Annotated in this window: 18 protein-coding genes; 12 read left to right on the forward strand and 6 right to left on the reverse strand. The window is 62.7% G+C overall.

Annotated features, from left to right (window positions below; all coding sequences use genetic code 11):
• Positions 1-36: 36 nt before the first annotated feature.
• From ACMGF8_RS20590 to ACMGF8_RS20615, 6 genes are all read left to right on the forward strand, one after another.
• Complete coding sequence (locus ACMGF8_RS20590) at positions 37-672, forward strand: LysE family translocator (RefSeq protein ID WP_416760345.1); 636 nt, start codon at positions 37-39, stop codon at positions 670-672.
• Between the two features lie 190 nt (positions 673-862).
• The gene (locus ACMGF8_RS20595; RefSeq protein ID WP_207816471.1) at positions 863-1,279 is read left to right on the forward strand and encodes an NUDIX hydrolase; all 417 of its coding nucleotides are present in this window, start codon (positions 863-865) and stop codon (positions 1,277-1,279) included.
• A gap of 228 nt (positions 1,280-1,507) precedes the next feature.
• The gene (locus tag ACMGF8_RS20600) at positions 1,508-2,113 is read left to right on the forward strand and encodes an SCO family protein (protein WP_102865242.1); all 606 of its coding nucleotides are present in this window, start codon (positions 1,508-1,510) and stop codon (positions 2,111-2,113) included.
• A complete protein-coding gene (locus ACMGF8_RS20605; protein WP_207165836.1) occupies positions 2,113-2,592 on the forward strand; it encodes a copper chaperone PCu(A)C in 480 nt (159 codons plus the stop codon). Before ACMGF8_RS20600 ends, ACMGF8_RS20605 begins: the two co-directional genes overlap by 1 nt.
• 229 nt (positions 2,593-2,821) lie before the next feature.
• Positions 2,822-4,447 (forward strand): AAA family ATPase, encoded by a 1,626-nt coding sequence (locus tag ACMGF8_RS20610; RefSeq protein WP_416757033.1) that lies wholly within the window; start codon positions 2,822-2,824, stop codon positions 4,445-4,447.
• Complete coding sequence (locus ACMGF8_RS20615) at positions 4,434-5,378, forward strand: hypothetical protein (protein ID WP_416757034.1); 945 nt, start codon at positions 4,434-4,436, stop codon at positions 5,376-5,378. The genes ACMGF8_RS20610 and ACMGF8_RS20615 overlap by 14 nt, the downstream gene beginning before the upstream one ends.
• Positions 5,379-5,381: 3 nt before the next feature.
• Here the strand turns inward: ACMGF8_RS20615 and ACMGF8_RS20620 are convergent, their stop codons facing one another.
• From ACMGF8_RS20620 to ACMGF8_RS20630, 3 genes are all read right to left on the reverse strand, one after another.
• A complete protein-coding gene (locus ACMGF8_RS20620; RefSeq protein WP_207165839.1) occupies positions 5,382-5,999 on the reverse strand; it encodes a class I SAM-dependent methyltransferase in 618 nt (205 codons plus the stop codon).
• 80 nt (positions 6,000-6,079) lie between these two features.
• Complete coding sequence (locus ACMGF8_RS20625) at positions 6,080-7,420, reverse strand: DUF6687 family protein (RefSeq protein ID WP_207165840.1); 1,341 nt, start codon at positions 7,418-7,420, stop codon at positions 6,080-6,082.
• 36 nt (positions 7,421-7,456) lie between these two features.
• On the reverse strand, positions 7,457-8,872 hold the full coding sequence (locus ACMGF8_RS20630; protein WP_416757035.1) for an MFS transporter: 1,416 nt from the start codon (positions 8,870-8,872) through the stop codon (positions 7,457-7,459).
• Between the two features lie 214 nt (positions 8,873-9,086).
• Between ACMGF8_RS20630 and ACMGF8_RS20635 the strand changes: the two genes are divergently transcribed.
• From ACMGF8_RS20635 to ACMGF8_RS20655, 5 genes are all read left to right on the forward strand, one after another.
• A complete protein-coding gene (locus tag ACMGF8_RS20635; protein ID WP_162884049.1) occupies positions 9,087-9,764 on the forward strand; it encodes a helix-turn-helix transcriptional regulator in 678 nt (225 codons plus the stop codon).
• Positions 9,755-11,239 (forward strand): alpha/beta hydrolase, encoded by a 1,485-nt coding sequence (locus tag ACMGF8_RS20640; RefSeq protein ID WP_207168057.1) that lies wholly within the window; start codon positions 9,755-9,757, stop codon positions 11,237-11,239. The genes ACMGF8_RS20635 and ACMGF8_RS20640 overlap by 10 nt, the downstream gene beginning before the upstream one ends.
• Before the next feature lie 92 nt (positions 11,240-11,331).
• Positions 11,332-11,802 (forward strand): sn-glycerol-3-phosphate transporter, encoded by a 471-nt coding sequence (locus ACMGF8_RS20645; RefSeq protein ID WP_207168058.1) that lies wholly within the window; start codon positions 11,332-11,334, stop codon positions 11,800-11,802.
• Between the two features lie 133 nt (positions 11,803-11,935).
• Positions 11,936-12,628, forward strand: coding sequence for an AzlC family ABC transporter permease (locus ACMGF8_RS20650; RefSeq protein WP_207165842.1), 693 nt, complete (start codon positions 11,936-11,938; stop codon positions 12,626-12,628).
• A complete protein-coding gene (locus ACMGF8_RS20655) occupies positions 12,625-12,942 on the forward strand; it encodes a hypothetical protein (RefSeq protein WP_102864996.1) in 318 nt (105 codons plus the stop codon). The genes ACMGF8_RS20650 and ACMGF8_RS20655 overlap by 4 nt, the downstream gene beginning before the upstream one ends.
• An 18-nt stretch (positions 12,943-12,960) precedes the next feature.
• Here ACMGF8_RS20655 and ACMGF8_RS20660 read toward each other — a convergent pair whose 3' ends face one another.
• Both ACMGF8_RS20660 and ACMGF8_RS20665 read right to left on the reverse strand, forming a co-directional pair.
• Positions 12,961-13,431 (reverse strand): hypothetical protein, encoded by a 471-nt coding sequence (locus ACMGF8_RS20660; protein WP_207165843.1) that lies wholly within the window; start codon positions 13,429-13,431, stop codon positions 12,961-12,963.
• Positions 13,425-13,880 carry a glucosaminidase domain-containing protein gene (locus ACMGF8_RS20665; RefSeq protein WP_240322003.1) on the reverse strand — a complete coding sequence of 152 codons (456 nt, stop codon included), beginning with the start codon at positions 13,878-13,880 and terminating at the stop codon, positions 13,425-13,427. The genes ACMGF8_RS20660 and ACMGF8_RS20665 overlap by 7 nt, the downstream gene beginning before the upstream one ends.
• Before the next feature lie 224 nt (positions 13,881-14,104).
• Here ACMGF8_RS20665 and ACMGF8_RS20670 point away from each other — a divergent pair, with 224 nt between their 5' ends.
• Positions 14,105-14,317: a FecR/PupR family sigma factor regulator gene (locus ACMGF8_RS20670; RefSeq protein WP_102864993.1), complete on the forward strand. Its 213-nt coding sequence runs from the start codon at positions 14,105-14,107 to the stop codon at positions 14,315-14,317.
• A gap of 11 nt (positions 14,318-14,328) precedes the next feature.
• Here the strand turns inward: ACMGF8_RS20670 and ACMGF8_RS20675 are convergent, their stop codons facing one another.
• Positions 14,329-15,273, reverse strand: coding sequence for a site-specific integrase (locus ACMGF8_RS20675; RefSeq protein WP_102864992.1), 945 nt, complete (start codon positions 15,271-15,273; stop codon positions 14,329-14,331).
• Positions 15,274-15,378: the final 105 nt, after the last annotated feature.

The following is a 15,378-nucleotide window of genomic DNA, read 5'->3' on the forward strand; positions in this document are numbered from 1 at the left end:
CCAGCCCCTTCTCGCCTCTGGAAGTCTGCCTTCATGATTCAACAGTTCCTGCTGGTCGCCGCCGCGCATTTTCTCGCCCTGCTCTCCCCTGGACCGGACTTCTTCCTGGTGGCGCGCCTGTCCATGGCCAGCGGCTGGAAACCGGCCACCGGCGCCTGCCTGGGCATCGCCCTGGCCAACGGTCTGTTCATTGTCCTGGCCTTTGGCGGGGTCTCGGTATTGCGCCCCGACAGCTGGCTGTTCCTGGCGATCCAACTGGCCGGTTGTGGCTACCTGCTTTACCTGGGCTGGCTGTTCATCCGTCACGCTGGCACCCGTTCCCTGGCTGCGGTGGCTGCCCAGGACGACAGCCTGGCGCTGCACCGGGCCACCTGGTGGCGCGGCCTGGGCGCGGGTCTGCTTTCGGGCCTGCTCAACCCGAAGAACGCCCTGTTCTATGTCAGCCTGGCGTCCCTGGTGGGCGCCCAGACCAGCACCGCCTGGAAGCTGGTCTATGGCGTATGGATGTTCAGCGTGGTGCTGCTGTGGGATGTATTGGTGGCGCTGGCCATTGGCAATAACCGGGTGCGGCGGCGCTTCTCCCGCGCCCTGCCCTGGCTGGAACGAATCACCGGGGTGATCCTGATCCTCATGGCACTGGCCGTGATCGCGGCCACCTTGTTGCGCCACTGAGCCGGGCACTTGAGTCAGGTTTTGAACCGGGCACTAGATCGACGGCCGTCCTGCACGTTGAAAGTTACAAATAAACAACAAAGCAACACGCGGTTGTCATCCTTGACAGTCGATAGTGTGCGAAGCCCACAGCAACTGCCGGGCAGGACCACGGGGCTTGCCCTTCTCCCCAACGCACAGGAGTACAGCCATGCCACAACAGCCTCGCCTGGGATGCGGCGCCGCTATCGTCCGCGATGGCCAGTTACTGCTGGTCAAGCGCCTGCGGGACCCCGAGGCCGGTTGCTGGGGCTTGCCCGGAGGCAAGGTCGATTGGCTGGAGCCGGTGGAGCAGGCCATGCGCCGTGAAATCCTCGAAGCGCTCGGACTGACCCTGCAAGGCGTCAGCCTGTTATGCGTGGCAGACCAGATCGACGCCGAACGGCAGGAACATTGGGTTTGCCCGGTGTACCTGGCCTCCGCCCCGGCCATGGCGCCGCGTAACAACGAGCCGCACAAGCACAGCGACATCGCCTGGTTCGAGCTGGACCGGTTGCCCAAGCCCCTGACCCTGGCCACCCGCGCTGCCGTGCGGGCGCTGGTGCAGATCGCGGCGCTGGAAGATTGAACGCGCATATCACCCAAGGCCCAGAGGTTGATCGTCCGGGGCATGGCTGCAACCGCAGGACCCGCCTCCGGGCAGCGCTCGACACTTGGCTGTGAGTCCGGCTCGATCCACCACCCAGACTGCGACCGATGGCCGCAGGCATTGGTCTAATTAGCCCGCCGCTGCTTTCGTCTGTTTGCTACCATGCGCAGGTTTTTGCCTGTCTGGCTGTTCAAAGGGCGTTATTTCATGAGTGTTTTGCTGACTCGCCGCACCCTGCTTACCAGCGCCGGGGTGCTCGGCCTGGGCCTGCTCGCCGGTTGCGACAACAGTCCCCGACTGTCCTTCAAATATGGCAAGGACCTGAGCAATCAGATTCTCGGCCGCACCTTCAAACTCACCGATTCCCAGGGCGAAACCAAGTCGCTGTCCAGCTACCGTGGCCTGATGCCGATGATCTTCTTCGGCTTCACCCAGTGCCCGGCGGTCTGCCCCACCACCCTGGCCCGCGCCGCCCAGGCCAAGAAACTCATGGGCCGCGACGGCGACCGCCTGAAAGTGGTGTTCATCACCCTGGACCCCGAGCGCGACACGCCCGAGGTGCTGGACGCCTACGTCAAGGCCTTCGACCCGAGCTTCGAGGCGCTGTACGGCAGCCTGGAAGAGACTGCGGCCACCGCCAAGGAATTTGGCGTGTTCTACGAAAAGATCCCCAGCGGCTCGACCTACACCCTGTCCCACACCGCCACCAGTTTCGTCTACGACTCCCGGGGCACCTTGCGCCTGGGTCTGTCCCAGTCCCTCAACGCCCAAGAGTGCGCGGAAGATCTGCTCACCGTCATGGAGGTCTGTTAATGAACTCGCAACGTCGCCCATCCCGGATCAAATCCGCCCTGCTGATGCTCTCCCTGCTGGGCCTGGCCGGCACCGCCAGCGCCGCGACCCAAGTGGACAACGCCTGGGTCCGCGCCACCGTCCCTGGCCAGCACGCCAGCGGCGCCTTCATGGACCTCACCGCCAGCAGCGACAGCAAGCTGGTTGAAGTGCAGTCGCCCGTGGCCAAGAACGTGCAGATCCATCAGTCGAGCATGCACAACGACGTGATGAGCATGCAGCAAGTAGACGCCATCGCCCTGCCGGCCGGGAAGAAGGTCAGCCTGGACAGCCACGGCTATCACGTGATGCTCATGGAGCTCACCGGCCAGATCAAGGCCGGCGACACCGTGCCTCTGACCCTGATCGTGGAAAACGCCCAGGGCGAGAAGGAGTCGATCAAGGTCCAAGCCCAAGCCCGGGCGCTGAATGCGCCGGATCACGGCATGATGAAGCACTAAAGTGAGCTGAAACACAGGCCCCCGGGCCATAAACAAGCCGCGCCAGAGACAGCAAGCGCGGCTTTTTTTTGCCTGGATCTCAACCGCGCGGAGCTATTTCCCCACGCCGATCCGTATGCCACTCTACGCGCCACTCGCCAAAAAACATGGCTAAAAGCCATTTCCCCGTGTTGACCCGATCGATCATCGAGCACGCCACGACCTGGGCAAGCACCATCAAGGATTCGATATGTCGCCAGACCGCACAGTGATTCATGTGCTTTTTTTCGCCGATAAGCCAGGGCAACCGGTGGTGTTGCCGCTCACCGACGACTATGAAGTGGCTTTTGAAAAAACATCTCCGATCACCGACCAGCCTTCTTACTGCCTGCAGATTGCTCGGCGGTCGACGCCGGCAGTCTCTGCCGAATTGAGCGTTGCGTCATTCACCACGCTTTACGGCGAAAATGGCAGTGGCAAAACCGCGATGCTGCTTGAGTTGTGCGAGGGCCTGGTCAACTGGAGTAACGACTCGAACATCAGTGTGCTTTGGGAGGACCGGACTGGCCTGCACCTGGCAAAAGGCACCTCGCTTCAAGGCGTCGAACTGCAAGCTGGTGAGGTGATGAAAGAGCTCAACAGATCCGCGATGCCTGATTTTTTCACGGCCTTCTATACGACCTCTCCTTTTGAAAGAGCCAGACTGAATCGTTTGAAGGCGCGGGGAGTCAAGAACCTCAGCACCCAAGCGTGGCAGGCCAGGCAATCGGACCCGATCGCAGCATTCAGTGCCTATCCCTACCTCAAGGGGCGAGCCGATTTTGTTTCCAAGACCCAGGTCAACATAACGGTCAAGCCGATCTCTCTGGTAGAAGCGCTCAGGACCTACGGCAGGCGCGGTACTCGGACGTACAGCGATCTGCAGCCAGAACTCAAGTCCTATATGAAAGAGTTGGATCGAAGCGCTTCGCTCGCAACCAAGTTCATCTTGTCCTTTACCCTGTTGAGGGCTGCCGACAGGTTTTATGAACATCAACGTCATGAGTTGATAGATGCGTTGGTAACGATGATCCGAGAAAACCAGCCTTGGTTGGATGATCACCTGACATCCAACCTCGAGCAGCTCAACCTGCTTTCGAACGACCCATTGCTGATGGAACTGTTATTCGAGGCACAACAGGCCCTGGAGGTGGTCGCGAAACTCTTTGACGGTCTTCGCCAATGGAACCGCAGAGCAAGCCTGTCATACCTGAATCGACAGATCGGTCGGCAGATCCGCCGGCATGAAGGCCTGCTTTCTGAAGTCGCGGCACTCGGTCTGCTGGAGCTCTCCTTTGAAGCACTGAGCTGCGGCCAGGCCAGCATGATGTCCCTCTACTGTTCGGTGGCCAAGGCCATCGGTGAGTTCGAGCTCCAGTCTGAAGCCAGCAGCCTGGTGTTATGCCTGGATGAAGCCGAGTTGTTCATGCACCCCAAATGGCAGAGCCTTTACGTTCACGATTTGCTGGAATTCATTCAGCAGTTCGCAAGCGTTGCCAAACGCACCCACCTGTTCATTTCAACCCACTCGTTGCTTGTTGTAGCGGACACCCCCGCCAATCGCCTCTTCGACCTGGACTGCAAGCGATTGGACAATGCGTTCGGGTACACCGCCAAGCAGACCCTGACGAAGGTGTTTAAGGTCGACAGTTTCACCGGTTCCTGCAACGCCCAGCGACTGAGCGAATTGTCCAGCCTCCTCAACCGGGGCAGGCTCGACTCCCAGCAAATGAACAGGGCCTTGAGTATCACCAAAACCCTGGCCAGTGAAACGCTGCAATCCCACGTCATGGATCAACTGTTGGTGCTGGGGATGAAATCAGATGCTCAAGTTTAAGGCCCTCTCTCGCGAGGTCGAAGAGCTGCACTTGAAAACCCTGGGAAAACGTTTCGACGAGGTACTCAATCACTGGACGGAACTCGACGACTACCCGGCCTGTGCCACTAAATTGCGCGAAAGGTTGAAAGACAGGCGCCGGGATATTCTCATCGGCGGCGTGCAGGAACTCCGGAGTGTGATTGATCAAGTCGAAGACGATGCGCCAGATCTATTGAAGTATTTAGTAAAGCGTCCTCGAGGCAAGAAAAGGAAAGATCATCCGCAAATGGAGCTTCTGATTAAGAAGCTCAATGAACTATTCAACTACGCGAAATTCGACGATAAGGATGACGGATGGAATGCCTACAAGCTGGTAGCTCAGCACTCTCTCCGTATCTGCCCTTATTGCCATATGAACCATGTGAACTACCACGAACAACGGGCAAAGAACTCAGGGGAGCTGGAGCTGCGCCCACCTCTGGATCATTTCCTGCCTCAATCGATCTACCCGTACCTGGCCGTTTCGCTGTACAACCTCATCCCCTGTTGTGACCGCTGCAACTCCACGACGATCAAGGGCGCCAAGGACCCCAAGCAGACGATTCCGCACCCATTCGACGATTCCGCTCTCAGGATGAGTTTCAAGGTGGAGGGCTCCGCACTGGGAATACACGGACTCACTGATGAAGAGCTCGGACTGAGTGTCACCGGCGATGGCGCCTGGCAGAATTTCGCCGAATTCTTTCGCCTGCAAGAGCGTTATCAATGGCATCGCGCCGAAATGAACGACATGCTCCAGCGCATCCAGATCCTGGAGGAAAGTGATGATGTCCTTGAAAAGTTGATGATACGTCCGTTGTTCATCCTTGGTTTCGCCCCGTATGACGTTGAAAAACGTGCTCTGGGCATCTGCCTGCTGGATATCGCCAAAAACCTCAAGGCGCTTTGAGCCTCAGTAAATCCCCCGCGCCAACCACACCGTCAGCCCGCAGCACTCCGGGTCTTCACTGACCTGCTGCACCACCTCGAAACCGTGGGTATCGAGCAAGGTGCAGTATTCCCCCGGGTCCAGGCTCGCGTGGTACAGGGCCTCGCCTTCGAACTCGCCGATGGCCTCCCCTGCTGCAGGTCCGCTGGTGAACATCAGGGCGCAGCCTGGGCCGGCATGGCGTTCGAACACGGCGAACATGGCGCGCTGATCGTCCGGGCTCAGGTGGAACAGGCTGTTCCACGCCAGAATGCCGGCAAAGTCCTGATCCAGGGCCAGACCGCGCATGTCGGCATTGATCCACTGCTGCTCGGGAAAGCGCTGGCGACACTGATCCAGCAAGGCGGCGCTGCTGTCGACGCCCGTGACCGCGTATCCATGTTCCACCAGATAGCGCGCTACCGGCTCGCCACCGCCACACCCCAGGTCCAGTACCTGCCGGCCAGCCCCCATGACCTGGCGAAAGCGTTCGAACCAGGCTTGTTCACTGTGAAATGCCTGGGTGTTGACCCGGCGCGCCTGGTCCCAAGCCTGGGCATGACGCTGGTACAGATCGACGATGTGACGTGCGGATTCGTGCATCCACAGGCTTCCTTGTGCTGTTTGGTGGCCGCGGATTACAGCACAAGGGCGCCAGGCAAAGCGAAGTTGGCGGTACGGCGTTATGTGGCCTGGCCGTTGGCATCCCAGGCCACCGGGGCCTGGCCGAGGAACTGACGCAGTTCGGCCAGCAGCTTGTCGCTGGAATGGCTGCTGGGCCGGTCGGCGACAAACCTCAGGCCCGGCATGATTGCCTGCACCCCGTCGTAGTGCCACTGCCCAGGAGTGCGCTCCGTTTCCTGCAAGGCCCGGGCGAAGATCGCCAGGTCCCGACGGGCCCGGGGAATGCCGCTGCTGCGCTCGACCCAGCTTTCATAACGCTGGCGGATTTCGATACGCCCCTGATTGACGATGGCCAGCACCGCACAGCGGGTGCGATTGTGCAACGCCACCGGCGACAGGCCGAAGTACTCGCCCTCGCCCTGCCATGCGCCGTCAGGCAGGCGAAAGATCGCCAGATCGATGCCCGGGTACTCTTCGATCCGTGTGGCGGCATGCTCCACCAGCGCCGTGCTGCGCTGCAGCTCCTGCATGGCCGGGTCGTACAGTTCGGCGTAACGCCGGGTGTTATCCAGCACATCGGCCAGTTGCGGCAGCAGTGCGGTGAAACGCGCCATGAGTTGCCGGTCGTTGCCACCCTGGCTGTCGCTGCGCACCCGGGCGGCCAGGGCATGCAGGGTAAAGGCGCAGTGCAGGGCCTGGGGCGAAGTGCCCCGGGTGAAGTCGCCGAGTCGTGCGATATCGATCAGCAATTGACGGTGCCGCAGGGCCTGCTCGGGGGCCAGGAAGGCGTAGACCGAGGCTAGCCCGTCAAGATCGAAATGATCGCTGGTGATCACCTGCGCCTGTTCCACCCTCAGCCCTTGTTGGAGAAAGATCAGGGCGCTGGTGGTGGACAGGTTGGCCTTGTAGGCGCTGGGGGTCTTGTTGGCCGGCCAATGGGACAGGGTCAGCACGGTGGCCGGATTGTCGATGGAATCCAGGGAGATATTGGATCGTCTGTGGGTCTGGCCTAGGGGCAGGAATCCATAGGGGCTGTGGGGCCCCAGGCGCCAGGGTTGCAAGCCAAGCTCCAGCGGCGCAACACCTGCGCCGGGCGCCAGTCGCTGATGCAACTGCCGGGGCAGTTCCCGCAGCACCGGCGTAGCGCTGCTGAGTTCGCCCGAACCGTCCAGGCGATAACTGAACTGGCGCAGGTTCTCCCGGCGCAGGTCCCGGGGGTTGCCATTGCACACCCCGCAGCCGGGGCCGCCGAGGACGCTGAGCAGATCGGTGAACTGATTGTCGGCAATGCCGATGGCGCGCCCCCCCAGCAGGCGAAGGTCCAGGTGCGCGAACAATGGGGCGACTCCCGGATCGAAAAGGAAGCCCTGTTCCTGGCAAGCGGTATTGAGGCTGTTCATCTGTATGTCCTTGAAGTGTGATGAGTCAGGCAGGCCTCAGGCCTCGGCCAGCGCCCGGGTATGGTGGCGCCGGACCTGACGCATGCTGATAAACAACAGGGCCGATACCCCGGCGTAGAGACCGAACAACCAGGCCGCGGCCTGGGCTGCACCGGCAACACCGGCGCTGGAGCTGAGTCCGGCCAGGTTGACAATCATCCCCGCCAGCGCCGCGCCCAGGGCCGTGGCCACCAGTTGCACCGTGGTGATCGAAGCGCCCGCCAACTCCTTCTGGTCATCGGCCGCGTTTTCCAGGACTCGGGACAACAGATGGGGCCACGCCAGGCCGATCCCTGTGCCCACCAGCAACATGGCCAGGCACACCGCCCCCAGGCTCAGCAGCGGCGTGGCCGTGGCAGGCATGAACAGACAGGCCAGGAGCAGGCCGGCCACCACCAGAAACGGCCCGCTGGCGATGGCCCGGGCCGCGCCCCGGGGGCTCAGGCCGGAGCTGAAGATCGCCCCCAGGGTCCAGCCGGCCGCCATCAGCGCGGCGATGTAACCCGCCAGCAAGGGCGTCTGCTGATGCAGCTCTTGCAGGAACAGCGGCACAAAGACCTCGCTGGTCATGCCCACCACCAGCAGCGCCATGGAGATGTACAGCGCCAGCAAGGGGCTGCCGGACTTCAGGCTGTCGCGGGGCAAGAGACGTTTGCCGGAACGGTTCTCCAGCACCACCACCAGCAGCAACAGGCCCAGACCGACGCCCAGCCCCAGGACGTTGTACCCGGGCGAAGTTGTGATGCTGCCGATGGAGATCGCCAGCACCACTGCGGTCAGCAACACCAGTTGCAGCCCGGGAATAGGACTGCGCGGCGCCGTTTCGCGGCTTTTGCCCGGTAACAGGGCGATCGCCAGCAGCATGAACAGCAAGGTGCAGGGCACAAGCACCCAGAACGCCGCACGCCAGGCTCCGTGTTCGGCGAAGACCCCGCCCACGGCAGGGCCGATCAGGGTGGCCGCGCCCCACATGGCGGAAATCAGCGCCATCGCCCGGGGCCACAGCGGCTCGTCGAACACCAGGCGGATCATCGCGTAGGGCAAGGCGAACAGCAGCCCTCCGCCCAGGCCCTGAACACTGCGCCCGATGATCAGCCAGCCCATGTCCGGGGCCAGGGCACACAGGCCGCAACCGAGCATGAACACCAGGCCGGCCAGGGCATAGGCGAGCTTCGGCCCCAGTATCCCCAGGGCCCGGGTGGACAGCACCGAACCTATGATCGAGGCCACCACGAACAAGGTGGTATTCCAGGCGTAGTAGTCCAGGCCGCCGATATCCTTGACCACCGAAGGCAACAGCGTGGTGACCAGGTACACATTGATTGCATGCAGCGCCACGCCACCGGCCAGGGCTGCCGAGCGCAGTCCGTTCTTGCCCAGTAACAGTGCTGACCATCCGCTTGTCGAAGCCATGCCTTGCTCCCTTAGGGTGTTCGATAAAGCCGCACTGTATTACACAAGCAAACACTTTGATAATTAATTTTTCATTGTCTCGCTCTCTTGCCCAATCCGCCGTTCAAAGCGCGACAATCGCCGGGCCCCTTGGCCGGAGCCTGTTATGCTTGCGCAGTAAGCCGCGTCCTGCACGCTCTCGATACCCCACTTACACATTGGTTAATGGCCCAGCATGTCCTCGATATCCTCCCCTGCCGAGAAGAAGAACCCCGGCGCCACCGCCGAGCGAATTCTGTTTCTGCTGAAAACCCGCGGCCCCTTGAAAACCGCCGACCTGGCCCCGCTGCTCAAGGTGTCCCTGGAAGCCACCCGCCAGCAGCTACAGAAACTGCTGGACGCTGAACTGATCGCCGGGCAGATGATGCCGGCCCAGGGCGCTGGGCGGCCGTCGCAGAAATGGGTGTTGACCGAGCAGGCCCAGGCCCGTTTTCCCGACACCCATGCCCACCTGACCCTGCAACTGATCGATTCGATTCGCGCGGTCTATGGGGCCGACGGCGTGGAACGCATCGTCACTGACATGGAGCGGGTCAACACCGCGCAGTACCTCGACGTCTGCGCGCCGCTACCGACCCTGGAAGAACGGGTCCGGGCCCTGGCGCAGATCCGTGAAGTCGCCGGCTACATGGCCAGTGTCGAGGCCGACGGCGAGGGCTGGCTGTTGATCGAGAGCCACTGTCCGATCTGTGTCGCGGCCCAGCAGTGCCAGGGCTTCTGCCGCTCCGAACTGCAAGTGTTCCAGGCCGCCATAGGCGACCTTGGGCAGGTGCAGCGCGTGGAGCACCTGATCACTGGCGGTCGACGCTGCGTTTATCGCATCAGCGCCCTCCAACCGAGTCCCTGCCCGTGATCGCCCCGACCCTGTCGCGCCTGCTCAAGGGTGGCGCGCTGATCCTCGGCGTTGCCGCACTCACCCTGCTGGCCTGGCGTGCCTACGACAGCGAGCGGGGTCCGGCGCTGCAACCCTGGCACCTGCGGGTGCCCCATGAACTGAGCATCGAACAGATCGATAGCGCCGATTGGGCGGTCTGGCTGCAGGCCGAGGAGCGTTTGTTTGCCGAAGTCCGGCGTGAAGTCAGCGACCGCCTGGACCCGACCCAGGTCCCGCCCTTCAACCGTTATCGTGTGGACAGCCGGGTCTACCCGCCCCGCTTTGCCACTGACTGGAACCGCTCCTACCTGCTGCGGCCCTCAGGCACACCACGGGGCGTGGTGGTGCTGCTGCATGGTTTGACCGACTCGCCCTACAGCTTGCGCCACGTTGCCCGGCGCTACGTCGAGCACGGTTACCTGGCCATCGGCCTGCGCCTGCCCGGCCACGGCACCGTGCCGGCCGGCCTGACCGACGCCCACTGGCAGGACTGGCTGGCCGCCACCCGCCTGGCCCTGCGTGCCGCTCGAGCCGAAGTCCCGGCGCCGGCACCCTTGCATGTGGTCGGTTACTCCAACGGTGGTGCCCTGGCGGTCAAGTACGCCCTGGACGCCCTGGACAATCCGCAGTTGCCCCAGGCCCAGCGCCTGGTGCTGATTTCGCCGATGATCGGCGTGGCCCCGTCGGCGCGCTTTGCCGGTGTGGCCGGCTGGCCGGCGGTGTTTCCGGCCTTCAGCAAGGCGGCCTGGCTGAACCTGCGCCCTGAGTACAACCCGTTCAAGTACAACTCGTTTCCGGTCAATGCCGCGCGCCAGTCGTGGCTGCTGACCGATGCCCTGCAAAGCCAGTTGCTGGCCCTGGTGGGCGACCCGCGCCTGAACCGGTTACCGCCGATCCTCAGCTTCCAGTCATTGACCGATGCCACGGTCAGTACCCCTGCCCTGGTCACCGGCCTGTACCGGCAACTGCCGGCCAACGGCAGTGAACTGGTGATTTTCGACCTCAACCGGGACCGGGACTTCGAAGGCCTGCTGGACCCCGCCAGCCTCACCTCCCTGGCCAGCCTGCTGCCGGCAGCGCCGCGCAACTACAGCACCCGGGTGCTGACCAATGAAGGCAGCGGCGGCGCGACCCTGGCCGAAGTCAGCACCCCCGCCCTGAGCCTGGACAGCCAGCGACGGCCCCTGGACCTGGCCTATCCGGCGGGGGTGTTTTCCTTGTCCCACGTGGCCTTGCCGTTCCCTGTGGACGACGGCTTGTACGGGACCCAGCCCGCTCCCGGAGAAGACTTCGGCGTGCACCTGGGCACCATCGCCGCCCGCGGTGAACGCGGCGTGCTGGTGGTGCCCATGGAGGAGCTGATGCGCCTGACCGCCAACCCGTTCTTCCCCTACCTGATCCAGCGCATCGAAGCCGATATAGATCAAGCAACAGTTCAATCATTGATTCGCTGAATAGCCGGATGTTAGCGTCTGCCCCCTTTCCCCCCCCCTTGATTTCCGAGGGGGCACGACTGCCGCGATGGCAGGGAACCCTGATGAAAGCAATGCTTCGAACCCAAGCCGCAGGCCTGGCCCTGCTGCTGGCCGCCGCCAGCCAGACGCTGCAAGCCGCCGCGCAACAGGACTACTGGTACGTGCAGACCAGCGTCTACACCAACCACTGGAGCAATGATCCCGACCACAACAACCACCAGGATCTGATCGGCCTGGAGCGCAACTACGCCGACGGTCAATTGTGGGGCGTGAGCACCTTTCGCAACTCCTTCTCCCAGCGCTCCTACTACGCCTACGTGGGCAAGGCCTGGGAACACGCCGACTGGCCGGTCTACGCCAAGCTCAGCGGCGGGCTGATCCAGGGTTACAAGGGCGACTACAAGGACAAGATCCCGTTGAACCACTTTGGCGTGGCACCGGTGCTGATTCCGGCGGTGGGCGTGCACTACGGGCCGGTGGGCACCGAGCTGGTGGTGCTGGGCGCTGCCGCAGTGATGGTCAACGTCGGCTACCGCTTCTGAGCCCCGGCAAACTCGCACAATCGTACAAGACGCTGTCCCGCTGCCTTTCCTAGACTCCATCGACCAATGACTGGGGCGCCGCTCCGTCGGTAATGAGCAAAAGGCGAGCAAACCTATGCAGGTCGAGCAACAGATGCCGTTCACACAAAGCACGTCAGGTGCTCTGCGCAGGGTGGCCCCGGCCGCGTTGGCCATTGTCCCGGTGAGCATGCTGTTCGGCCTGCTGGCAGGTCGCGCCGACTGGTCACTGCTGGAGGTGGCACTGGTGGGGCTGCTGGGATTCACCGGCAGCGGTCAGTTCGCCGCCCTGCCCCTGGCCCAGTCGGGAGCCGGGTTCTTCACCCTGCTGCTGGTCTCGGCTTCGATCAACAGCCGTTACCTGCCCATTGCCTTCACTTCCAGCCCACGGTTGCCCCGGGGGTTCCTGCAAAAGGCCGGGGCGGCCCATATGCTAGGGGACGAGGCCTACGCCACCGAGCACGAACGGGACAATCCGGTCACGGTGCTGGTGATACGCGCAACGATCTTCCTGACCTGGGCACTGGCCGGGGTGCTGGGGGCATGGCTGGGCAAATGGCTGCCGCTGCAGTGGATCGGCACCGAGGTCAACCTGGGTTACCCGGCCAGCGTGGTGCTGATGTACCTGTCGCTGGCGCAGTTGCGCAGCCGCTTGAGCCTTGCGCACGAACGTCGTCTGGCCGTCTTGTCGATGGTGGCGCTCTGTGTCGCGGTGACCCTGGTATTGATCATGCTCCTGGGCACCCTGTACTTCTGGATTCCCAGTGTGCTGCTCAGCACTGTCCTGCTTTCCAGGGCCAAGCTATGAGCGATTCGGCCTGGGTCACCATCGCTGCGCTACTGGCCACCAGTTGCCTGGTACGGATCATTCCGGCGTTCGTCAGCATCCGCCTGCAACCCGGCCTGCAGCGTTGCCTGGAGCGGGTGCTGCCGGTGGCGGTGTTCATCAACTTTGCGGTGTACATCGCCTTCAGCGAGATGAGCCGCGAGCCCCTGGCAGCCTCGGTGTCCCTGTTGCTGGTGGGGCTCATTGCCCTGAGCAACAGCCTGGGCCTGATCAGCACCGCGGCGATTGGCACGGCGGCCTATTTTACGGTCCTGCACCTGAGCGCTGCGGCCTGATGCAGACCGGTTTCGGGACTATGGTTGATCCTCGCAACCCAGTCCCTGGCGCTGGGGTTCTTCGTCCGCCAGGGTCTTGCCGGTACGGGCCATGATCTGCCCCTGCAAGGCCCGCAACTCACTGCCGTCCAGACGCTTGCAGCTGTTGATTTCCCAGACATCGCCGGTGGCGGTGCTCACCGAGAACAGCCCCCAGTACTCAGTGGCGCCGGCCTTGGGATCGTTGTAGCCGAGGCTGAAGTCGAAGTAACCCGGATGCGGCGGCTGGCCGCTGTCGTCCTGCAGGTCACCATCGACAAAGACCCCGGGTTTGCTCAGTTGATAGTCCTGATGCTTCAAGGCTACCAGCAGCACTTCCTGGGCCTGCTCGCGGGTCAGGCCCGTGGCCTTGACCTCATCCGGCTGCAGCACGGTACCGGCACAGGCGACGAGTGCCGCGCAGGCCAGGGGCAGGCCCAGCAGCCATGCGTGGGGATTTTTTCTCAGCACGCCATGCGCCCTCTGACCGCGACAATGATCTTCGCCAGGTACTCGGCAAATCCGTTGCGGCCACCGGAGGCCGCGTCGCCACTGTTGTAGCCGCTGCGCACCAGGGCCTGGGCGAACTCCATGGGGTCGCGCTTGCTGCGCACCGACGAGCCATAGCGCAAGGCGAAGGACTGGGCACACTTCTGGAACGAGTCGAACTTCGCCACCTTGATGCTGGCGTTGCCCTGAGGCGCCTCGGCCCCGCTCTGCAGGGGCGCTGGGGCATGCAAGGAGAAATAGTTGTTGAGCTCGCGGGCAATGCGTCCGGCGCCGTACTGGCTCTCCTGGGCCGCCAGGCCAAGGATGTTTTCCACCGGCAGGTCCAGTTGATCGGCGATCGGCTGGCAGGCTGCCTTGTATTTGCTGACAAAGGTCACAGCATTGGTGTTGTTGCACAGTTTGGCGCTCAAGATTGCTCCCTCATTTGACTGGTCGATTCCATTTGCCACAGGTGAAACATGCCGATTATAGAGCAGCATCCAGGCCTTGCCTCAGGCCTACTCATCGATACCAATGACTGATTTCAGGCAAAAAATTGACGCTTTTTTCTCGTTATACACTCTAGATTGCAAGTGATTTCTACGTGCCGCGCCTCTTCCTCATGAGCGGCGCCACTTTGAACAAGGACCGCACGATGAACAGTCCTGCCAGTGAAGCAGATGAATACTTGATGATGCAGGCCGCCCACTGGTGCATCCGCCTGCGTGAGGCCGATTGCAGCCTGGATGAACGCCAGGCGTTCGAAGACTGGCTGCAGAGTGACCCAAGCCACGCCTTTGAGTACGCCAAAATGCTCGAGGCCTGGGACCTGACCGGGCATCTGTCCCCTTCCCGGCCGACCTGTTGAACGGCTGACACTCACAGGTCGAAGCGGTCGATGGCCCGACGTCGTTCATTGTCATCACGCATGTCGTAGCTGGCGGTGGTCTGGATATTGGTGTGGTGCGCCAGCTTCTGGGCGATCGACAGGTCATGTTCCTCGATCACCCGGGTAATGAACGAACGGCGAAAGTCGTGGGGCATGATGCGCACGCCAACCTGGGCGCCCCGCTGGCGGGCGATGTAGTAGATGGCGTGCTTGCTGATGCGTTCACGGGTGATATGACCACCGCGACGAATCCGGTTGAACAGGAAAGCGTCGTCCTCAAGGCCCGCCGGCAAGTCTGCGCGACGCAGGTCCAGCCAGGCCTGGAGCTTGTCGAAGGCCCAGGCCGGGGCGTACTTGATCAGCTGTTTGTTGCCCTTGGCCAGCACCTGCAGGCTGCGCTGGACGAAGTCCACCTGGGCCAGGTCCAGGTTCACCGATTCGGACTTGCGCATGCCCGAGCCATAGAGCACCGCGATGATGGCCGCGTCGCGCACGCCCTGGGGCCGCGGGTCGGCGGCACACACCGCCATCAGGTCCTGGATCAGCCCACGCTTGAGATTGCGCCCCCGGGACAGGCGTGTACCGCCCATGGCCTTGACCGAGCGCATTTTCAGCAGATGGTCCTGGCTGATCAGACTGCTGCGCCAGGCCTCGTTCATCACCCCGCGCAGGGCATTGACGTACAGCGACGAGGTATTCGGGGCGTAGCCGTCACGGCGCAATGTGGCCACCAGCGCCGTGACCTGTTCGGGTTGCAGGTGGTGCCAGGGGATGTCCTCAAGGTTGAGTTCGTCATACCCCAGACGATCGGCGGCGTCCTGCAGCACGTAACGCAGGGTCGACTGGCTGGACGGCGCCAGACGGGCCAGGTACAGGCGCAACGGGTTGGCCTTGTGCGCGTTGTCGGCAACGGCCGGTTGTTCCTGCGAAGTCATGCTCCCCCCGAAGGCAAAGACGATGCCGGAGCGCAGTTCCCTGCGCCGTTCATGGCCAAGTTCAAGACACCGTTCAAAGCCTCCTGCAAGCGCGCTTTAAAGTGC

This window comes from Pseudomonas sp. BNK-7 (assembly GCF_048072025.1).
Lineage (GTDB): Bacteria > Pseudomonadota > Gammaproteobacteria > Pseudomonadales > Pseudomonadaceae > Aquipseudomonas > Aquipseudomonas danubii.